This is a genomic window from Streptomyces milbemycinicus (assembly GCF_002154605.1).
GTDB classification, from domain to species: domain Bacteria; phylum Actinomycetota; class Actinomycetes; order Streptomycetales; family Streptomycetaceae; genus Streptomyces; species Streptomyces milbemycinicus.
Genome location: NZ_MUNE01000241.1, coordinates 1 through 8,438 on the forward strand (window position 1 = coordinate 1; position 8,438 = coordinate 8,438).

Here is an 8,438-nt window from a genome sequence, read left to right on the forward strand (position 1 = left end):
GCCCCGGAACGCCCCGTCGGCGGCCGCGGCCTGCTGCGCCTGGCGCTGCGCTCCCGCCGGCTGGCCCTCGGCCTCGGTATCCTCGCGATCTTCGCGCTCAGCGCGCTGATCGGCCCCTGGCTCGCCGACGACCCCGACGCGGTCAGCGCGGACCTGAGCCAGGCCCCCTCCGGGGCGCACTGGCTCGGCACCACCCAGACCGGCCAGGACGTCTTCGCCCAGCTCGTGGTCTCCGCCCGCGGCACCCTGCTGATCGGCGCCGCGGTCGCCGCCCTGGCCACCGCCGTCTCCGTCGTCATCGGCATCGGCGGCGGCTTCCTCGGCGGCGTCGCCGACGAGACCATCTCCCTGATCAGCAATGTCTTCCTGGTCATCCCCGGACTGCCGCTGGTCATCGTGGTCTCGGCGTACGTCAAGGGCGGCGGGCTCTCCTCCACGATCCTCGCCATCGCCCTGACCAGCTGGGCGGCCTCCGCCCGGGTGCTGCGCGCCCAGACCCTCTCGCTGCGCACCCGCGACTATGTGCTGGCCGCGCGGGTCTACGGGGAGAAGCGATGGCGGATCGTGCTCGTGGAGATCGTCCCCAATGAACTGGCGATCATCGTCTCGCAGTTCATCCACGCGGCGATCTTCGCGGTGCTCACCCAGACCGGCCTGGCCTTCCTCGGCCTCGCCGACCTCTCCCATCTCACCTGGGGCACGATGCTCTACTTCGCCCAGGGCGCGGAGGCCCTGGCCGGCGGCGCCTGGTGGTGGTTCGTCCCGCCGGGGCTGTGCACCGCCCTCCTCGGCACCGCCCTGTCCCTCGTCAGCTTCGGCCTCGACGAGGTCCTGGACCCGCGGCTGCGCACCCGCCGCCCGCGGAAGGAGAAGGAAGCGCGATGAGCGACACCGTGCTGCGCGCCGACCACATCGACGTCGCCTACGAGGCGTACGACGGCACCCGCCCGACCCGGGCCGTCCGCGACGTCAGCTTCGAGCTGCGCCGCGGCGAACTGCTGGGCATCGCGGGCGAGTCCGGCTGCGGCAAGTCCACCCTCGCGTACGCCGTCGCCCGCTGTCTGCAGCCGCCCGCCAAGCTCACCGCCGGCTCCGTGACCTTCCACGGCCGCGACGGCGGCGCGAGCGATCTGCTGGCGCTGGAGGGCGAGGCGCTGCGCGCCTTCCGCTGGAACAAGCTGTCCATCGTCTTTCAGAGCGCGATGAACGCCCTCAACCCGGTGACCCGTATCGGCCGCCAGTTCGACGACATCTTCCGCGCGCACCGCCCCGGTATGCCAGGACCCGAGCGCCACGAGCGCGCCCGCGCCCTCCTCGACATGGTCGGCATCGACTCCGCCCGGATCCGCTCCTACCCGCATGAGCTGTCCGGGGGCATGCGCCAGCGCGTCGTCATCGCCATGGCGCTCGCCCTGGAACCCGAGGTCGTCATCATGGACGAGCCGACGACCGCCCTCGACGTGGTCGTGCAGCGGGAGATCCTCGACGAGGTGGAGCGGCTGCGCGAGGAGCTGGGCTTCAGCGTCGTCTTCATCACCCACGACCTGTCCCTGCTGCTGGAGATCAGCGACCGGCTGGCGGTGATGTACGCGGGCGGCATCGTCGAGTACGGGCCGTGCGACCGCATCGCGCAGGGCGCGGGCCATCCGTACACCCAGGGGCTGCTGCGCTCCTTCCCCGAGCTGACCGGTCAGCGGCGCGCGCTGCGCGGCATCCCCGGCTCACCGCCCGATCTGCGCGAGGAGCTGGCCGGGTGCCCGTTCGCGGACCGCTGCGAGCGGGCTTTCGCGCCGTGCCGCACGGTCGCCCCGCGCCAGGTGGCGCTGCCCGGCGGGGGCTACGCCGCCTGCCATCTGCACGACCCGGCCCACGCCGCCGCCGCGGCGGCGGGGCCCCTGCACGAGGGGAGCCAGCCGTGACCGCACTGGAGGTGACCGGGCTCACCGTCGACTTCCCACAGCCCGGCGGGCGGCCCTTCCGGGCGGTCGACGGGGTGTCCTTCGCCCTGCGGGCCGGGCGCACCCTGGCGCTGGTGGGGGAGAGCGGCAGCGGCAAGTCGACCGTCGTACGCGCCCTGTCCCGGCTGGTGACGCCCACCGCCGGGGCGGTTCGGCTCGACGGGGCGCGCCGCACCCGTGGCGCGGACTACCGGCGCGCCGTGCAGATGGTCTTCCAGGACCCGTTCGCCTCCCTCAACCCGGCCCACACCATCGGCCACCATCTGCACCGGCCGCTGCTGGTCAACGGGAAGGCGCGGCGCGGGGCCGACGTACGTCAGAAGGCGGAGGAGCTGCTGCGCTCGGTCAATCTGACGCCCCCGGCCGATGTGGCCCGTAAGCGCCCGCACGAGCTCTCCGGCGGACAGCGGCAGCGGGTGGCCATCGCCCGGGCGCTCGCGCCGGGCCCCCAGGTGCTGCTGGCCGACGAGCCGGTGTCGATGCTGGACGTCTCGATCCGGCTGGAGATCCTGGGCCTGCTGGACCGGCTCAAGGACGAGCGGGGCCTCGCCCTGCTGTATGTGACGCACGACCTGGCCACCGCGCGCCATTTCTCCTCCGAGGTGATGGTGATGTACCGGGGCGAGATCGTCGAGCGCGGCCCCAGCGACGAGGTGATCCTCGCCCCCAAGCACCCCTACACCCAGCTGCTGGCCTCGGCCGCGACCGGCTCCGGGGCCACACGGGAGGAGGCGCGCGCGGCTCGGATCGCCCGGCTCGCGGCGCGGGCGCGGCGGGATGCGGAGCGGCGGGAGATCGTGGTCGGCGACGGCTGCCGGTTCCGGCCGCGCTGCCCGCTGGCCATGGACTCCTGTGCGCGCCGGCCGCCGGAGGCCGAGGTGGGCCCCGGGCACCGGGCCCTGTGCTGGCTGCACGCCGGGGAGAACCGCGGGGAGAACAGCGCGGAGGGCACCAACGCGGACGGCGTTGACAGCGTTATCAGCGATCGGGGATAAGTTCTGCGTAGTTTGTCCGGACAACAGAACTTCACGACTTCCCGTCATGTGCTCGTCCGGCTACGCTCGCCCCGTGGCAATGCAGGAAGAAGGCTCCTCTGGCTCAGCGGAGGCGCTGCAGTTCAGCGTGGACCGCAGCAGCCCCGTCCCGCTGTACTTCCAGCTGTCCCAGCAGCTCGAAGCGGCGATCGAGCAGGGGCGGCTGGCCCCCGGCAGCCTGCTCGGCAATGAGATAGAGCTGGCAGGGCGGATGGGCCTGTCCCGTCCCACCGTCCGCCAGGCCATCCAGTCGCTGGTCGACAAGGGGCTGCTGGTGCGCCGCCGCGGCGTCGGCACGCAGGTGGTGCACAGCCAGGTCAAGCGCCCGCTCGAACTGAGCAGCCTCTACGACGACCTGGAGACCGCGGGCCAGCGCCCCGCCACCCGCGTACTGCGCAACACCACCGAGCCCGCGACCGCCGAGGTCGCCGCCGCCCTCGGGGTCGCCGAGGGCACCGAGGTGGTACTGATCGAGCGGCTGCGGCTGGCCCACGGCGAGCCCATGGCCCATCTGTGCAACCACCTCCCGGCGGGTCTGCTCAAACTGGACAGCGCCGAGCTGGAGGAGACCGGTCTTTACCGCCTGATGCGCGCGGCCGGGATCACCCTGCACAGCGCCCGCCAGACGGTCGGCGCCCGCGCCGCCACCGCCGAGGAGGGCGAGCAGCTGGGCGAGCCGGCGGGTGCGCCGCTGCTGACCATGGCGCGGACGGCCTTCGACGACACCGGCCGGGCCGTCGAATACGGCTCGCACACGTACCGGGCCTCGCGCTACTCCTTCGAGTTCCAGCTGCTCGTACGCCCCTGAAAACCGCTCCTACCCGCATGAAAGGCCACCCGAAGACGAACCGCCCCTGAAAAGCCCCCGGAAAAAGCCCCGGACCCCTGGCGTACACCCCCTGGACCCCGGCCGTGCACCGTGACGGATACTTGGGCGGCGCCCGGGCCGATCGGTCATGCCCGGACGCCCCCGAAACGGGACGTCTTCGAGAAGGGCTGGGTCTTCGTGGCCAGGGTTGGGACAGGGGCACGTGCGTTGACCGCTGCCGTGCTTGCGGCGGTGCTGGGGTTCGCGTCGGCGGGATGCAGCAGTACGGGCGGCAAGCGCGCCGAGGAGCGGGCCGAGCAGGCGGCGAACGCTTCGGGGCGGGCGGCGGTGAACACCCCGAGGATGACCTTCGCCATGGTCACCCACTCCGGTGACGGAGACACCTTCTGGGACATCGTCCAGAGCGGGGCCGAGGAGGCCGCCCGCAAGGACAATGTGAAGTTCCTCTACGCGCACCACGAGGAGGGCAAGGACCAGGCCCAGCTGGTGCAGACCTACATCGACCAGAAGGTCGACGGGCTGATCGTCACCCTCGCCAAGCCCGAGGCCATGCAGGCCGTGGTCAAGAAGGCCGAGAAGGCGGGCATACCGGTCATCACCGTCAACTCCGGGGCCGCGCAGTCCAAGGCGTTCGGGGCCCTGAGCCACATCGGCCAGGACGAGACCATCGCGGGCGAGGCGGTCGGCGAGGAGCTGAACAAGCGGGGCCGCAAGAAGGCCCTGTGCGTGCTGCACGAGCAGGGCAACGTCGGCCTTGAGCAGCGCTGCGACGGCGCCGAGAAGACCTTCGACGGCAAGCTGGAGCGGGTCTACGTCGAGGGCACCAACATGCCCGACGTCGAGTCCACGATCGAGGCGAAGCTCCAGTCCGACAAGGGCATCGACGCCGTCGTGACGCTCGGCGCGCCCTTCGCGGCCACCGCGGCCAAGGCGGCGGACCAGTCGGGCAGCAAGGCGGAGATCGACACCTTCGACCTCAACGGCAAGGTCGCCGAGTCGCTCCAGAACGGCACCCTCGGCTTCGCCGTCGACCAGCAGCCGTATATGCAGGGCTACGAGGCCGTGGACCTGCTGTGGCTCTACCACTACAACGCCGATGTCCTCGGCGGCGGCCGGCCGGTCCTCACCGGGCCGCAGATCATCACCAAGGACGACGCCGCCGAGCTGGCCAAGTACGCCAAGCGGGGGACCCGATGAGCGCGGACGCGCCACCCGTGACCAAGGACGACCGTCTGGTGCGCCGCTCGCTGCCGCGCCGGCTGGCCGGCCGCCCCGAGCTCGGCGCGATCGTCGGCGCCATCGCCGTCTTCGTCTTCTTCTCGGTCGTCGCGGACAGCTTTCTGCAGTGGTCGAGCTTCAGCACGGTGCTGTACGCCGCCTCCACCATCGGGATCATGGCGACGCCGGTCGCGCTGCTGATGATCGGCGGCGAGTTCGATCTGTCGACCGGGGTGATGGTCACCTCCTCCGCGCTGATCTCGTCGATGTTCTCGTACCAGATGACGGCGAACGTCTGGGCCGGCATCGGGGTGTCCCTGCTGGCCACCCTCGCCATCGGGTTCTTCAACGGCTTTCTGCTGGTGCGCACCGGGCTGCCGAGCTTCATCATCACGCTCGGCACCTTCCTGATCCTCCAGGGCTGCAACCTCGGCTTCACCAAGCTGATCAGCGAGACGGTCTCCACCAAGACCATCGCCGACATGGAGGGCTTCCCCGAGGCCCACAAGGTCTTCGCCTCGCATCTGACGATCGGGGACGTCGATCTGCAGGTCACCGTCCTGTGGTGGCTCGGCCTGGTCGCGCTCGCCACCTGGATCCTGCTGCGCACCCGCGCCGGTAACTGGATCTTCGCGGTGGGCGGCGCCAAGGAGGCGGCCCGCGCGGTCGGCGTGCCCGTGAACCGCACCAAGATCGGGCTGTACATGGGGGTCGCCTTCGCGGCCTGGATCTCCGGGCAGCATCTGCTGTTCAACTACGACGTCGTCCAGTCCGGCGAGGGCGTGGGCAACGAGTTCCTGTACATCATCGCGGCCGTCATCGGCGGCTGTCTGCTGACCGGCGGCTACGGCTCGGCGATCGGCGCCGCCGTCGGCGCGTTCATCTTCGGCATGGCGAACAAGGGCATCGTGTACGCGCAGTGGAGCGCGGACTGGTTCAAGTTCTTCCTCGGCGCGATGCTGCTGCTCGCCACGATGCTCAACTGGTGGGTCCGCAAGCGGGCGGAGGCCGCGAAATGACCACAACCGACACCGCTACCCGGACGCCGCTGATCGAGCTGCGCGAGGTCAGCAAGAGTTACGGCAACGTCAAGGCGCTGCAGGGCGTCTCCCTCGAAGTGCACGCCGGGGAGATCACCTGTGTCCTCGGCGACAACGGCGCGGGCAAGTCCACCCTCATCAAGATCGTGGCCGGGCTGCACCAGCACGATGCCGGCAGCCTCACCATCGAGGGCGAGGAGGCCCGGCTCGGCTCGCCGCGCGAGGCCCTGGACCGCGGTATCGCCACGGTCTACCAGGACCTCGCGGTGGTGCCGCTGATGCCGGTGTGGCGCAACTTCTTCCTCGGCTCCGAGCCCCGGAAGGGCCGCGGCCCCTTCAAACGGCTCGACGTGGAGACGATGCGCAGGACGACCCGGGCGGCGCTGCTGCGCATGGGCATCGATCTGCGCGACGTCGACCAGCCCATCGGCACCCTCTCCGGCGGCGAGCGGCAGTGTGTGGCCATCGCCCGCGCCGTCCACTTCGGCGCCAAGGTCCTCATCCTGGACGAGCCGACGGCGGCGCTCGGCGTCAAGCAGTCCGGGGTGGTGCTCAAGTACGTCGCGGCCGCCCGTGACGCGGGTCTCGGTGTGGTGCTGATCACCCACAACCCGCACCACGCCCATCTCGTCGGCGACCGCTTCGTCCTCCTCAAGCGCGGCACGATGGCCGGCAGCCACCTCAAGTCGGAGATCGCGCTCGACGAGCTCACCCGCCAGATGGCGGGCGGCAGCGAGCTGGAACAGCTCAGCCACGAGCTCGCCCGCCCGACGGAGCCCGTGGAAAAGGATGCGGCAGGAGAGGTCTGAACGAACCCGGGGGTACGCCGGGCGCCGCATGGCGCGATCACCCGCCCTGGGGCGGGACTCGCCATGCGGCGTCCGGCGCGGGTGAGGCACAATCGCACGGCGGGCCCCACCCGCCACGACCGTGTACGCCGAGGCCCCGGCCTCCCGAGACCCCCGCAGGGACGACGAACTCTTGCGAGCACGCACCCGCAGCGACCGCACCCCCCACGCCTGCGCCGCCGCCCCGGCGGGCCCGCCCGGCCGGGCCCCGGCGGCCGTCGGCCCCGGCCTCGGCGACACTGGCCTCGGAGACACTGGCCTCGTAGCGAGCGGCCCGGTCGGAACCGACGACCCTGCCGCAACCGGTCTCGGTGAAGGGGTGAGCCGATGAGCCTCTACCGCGAAAGGGTGCACCGCGGATCGGCCCGGGCGACCGTACTGCGCACCGTCGGCACCCGTGAGCGCCGGTCGCATCTCACCGCGCCCCGGGTCCCCACCGTCGGCATCGACATCGGCGGCACCAAGGTGATGGCCGGGGTCGTCGACGCCGACGGCAACATCCTGGAGAAGCTGCGCACCGAGACGCCCGACAAGTCCAAGAGCCCCAAGGTCGTCGAGGACACCATCACCGAGCTGGTGCTCGACCTCTCCGACCGGCATGACGTGCACGCGGTCGGCATCGGCGCCGCGGGCTGGGTCGACGCGGACCGCAACCGCGTCCTGTTCGCCCCCCACCTGTCCTGGCGCAACGAGCCGCTGCGCGACCGTCTCGCCGGGCGGCTGGCGGTCCCGGTGATGGTCGACAACGACGCCAACGCCGCCGCCTGGGCCGAGTGGCGCTTCGGTGCGGGGCGGGGCGAGGACCACCTCGTCATGATCACGCTCGGCACCGGTATCGGCGGCGCGATCCTGGAGGACGGCCAGGTCAAGCGCGGTAAGTACGGGGTCGCGGGCGAGTTCGGCCATATGCAGGTGGTGCCCGCCGGGCACCGCTGCCCCTGCGGCAACCGCGGCTGCTGGGAGCAGTACAGCTCCGGTAACGCGCTGGTCAGGGAGGCGCGTGAGCTGGCCGCCGCCGAGTCCCCGGTCGCGTACGGGATCATCGACCGGGTCGGCGGCAACATCGCCGAGATCACCGGGCCGCTGATCACCGAGCTGGCCCGCGAGGGCGACGCCATGTGCGTCGAGCTGCTGCAGGACATCGGCCAGTGGCTCGGCGTCGGCATCGCCAATCTGGCCGCGGCCCTGGACCCCTCCTGCTTCGTCATCGGCGGTGGCGTCAGCGCGGCCGACGATCTGCTGATCGGCCCGGCCCGGGACGCGTTCCGGCGCACCCTGACCGGCCGCGGCTACCGGCCGGAGGCCCGTATCGTCAAGGCCCAGCTGGGCCCCGAGGCGGGCATGGTCGGCGCCGCCGACCTGGCCCGGCTGGTCGCCCGCCGCTTCCGCCGCGCCAACCGGCGCCGTGTGGAGCGCTACGAGCGCGCCGGGGCCACCCCGTGGCTGGCGTCGCGCGGCCAGGCGGGCCGCCAGTGACCGCCGCCGAGCAGCGCCCCGCCGCGCCCACCGCC

At 71.9% G+C, this 8,438-nt stretch carries 8 protein-coding genes; all 8 read left to right on the top strand.

Annotated features, from left to right (window positions below):
- Positions 1-885, top strand: an 885-nt coding sequence (locus tag CCN51_RS20265; protein ID WP_107426017.1) for an ABC transporter permease subunit, incomplete at its 5' end; no start/stop codon positions are given.
- Positions 882-1,919: an ABC transporter ATP-binding protein gene (locus CCN51_RS20270; RefSeq protein WP_014175512.1), complete on the top strand. Its 1,038-nt coding sequence runs from the start codon at positions 882-884 to the stop codon at positions 1,917-1,919. The genes CCN51_RS20265 and CCN51_RS20270, both read left to right, overlap by 4 nt.
- Positions 1,916-2,953 carry an ABC transporter ATP-binding protein gene (locus CCN51_RS20275; protein ID WP_014175511.1) on the top strand — a complete coding sequence of 346 codons (1,038 nt, stop codon included), beginning with the start codon at positions 1,916-1,918 and terminating at the stop codon, positions 2,951-2,953. Before CCN51_RS20270 ends, CCN51_RS20275 begins: the two co-directional genes overlap by 4 nt.
- 79 nt (positions 2,954-3,032) lie before the next feature.
- Positions 3,033-3,800 carry a GntR family transcriptional regulator gene (locus CCN51_RS20280; RefSeq protein ID WP_193383787.1) on the top strand — a complete coding sequence of 256 codons (768 nt, stop codon included), beginning with the start codon at positions 3,033-3,035 and terminating at the stop codon, positions 3,798-3,800.
- 228 nt (positions 3,801-4,028) lie between these two features.
- A complete protein-coding gene (locus tag CCN51_RS20285; RefSeq protein ID WP_086013651.1) occupies positions 4,029-5,018 on the top strand; it encodes a sugar ABC transporter substrate-binding protein in 990 nt (329 codons plus the stop codon).
- Positions 5,015-6,058, top strand: a complete 1,044-nt coding sequence (locus CCN51_RS20290) for an ABC transporter permease (RefSeq protein WP_043486535.1) — start codon at positions 5,015-5,017, stop codon at positions 6,056-6,058. The genes CCN51_RS20285 and CCN51_RS20290 overlap by 4 nt, the downstream gene beginning before the upstream one ends.
- Entirely contained in the window at positions 6,055-6,888 is an 834-nt protein-coding gene (locus tag CCN51_RS20295; protein ID WP_014175506.1) for an ATP-binding cassette domain-containing protein, read from the top strand. The genes CCN51_RS20290 and CCN51_RS20295 overlap by 4 nt, the downstream gene beginning before the upstream one ends.
- 366 nt (positions 6,889-7,254) lie before the next feature.
- Entirely contained in the window at positions 7,255-8,403 is a 1,149-nt protein-coding gene (locus CCN51_RS20300) for an ROK family glucokinase (protein ID WP_014175505.1), read from the top strand.
- Positions 8,404-8,438: the final 35 nt, after the last annotated feature.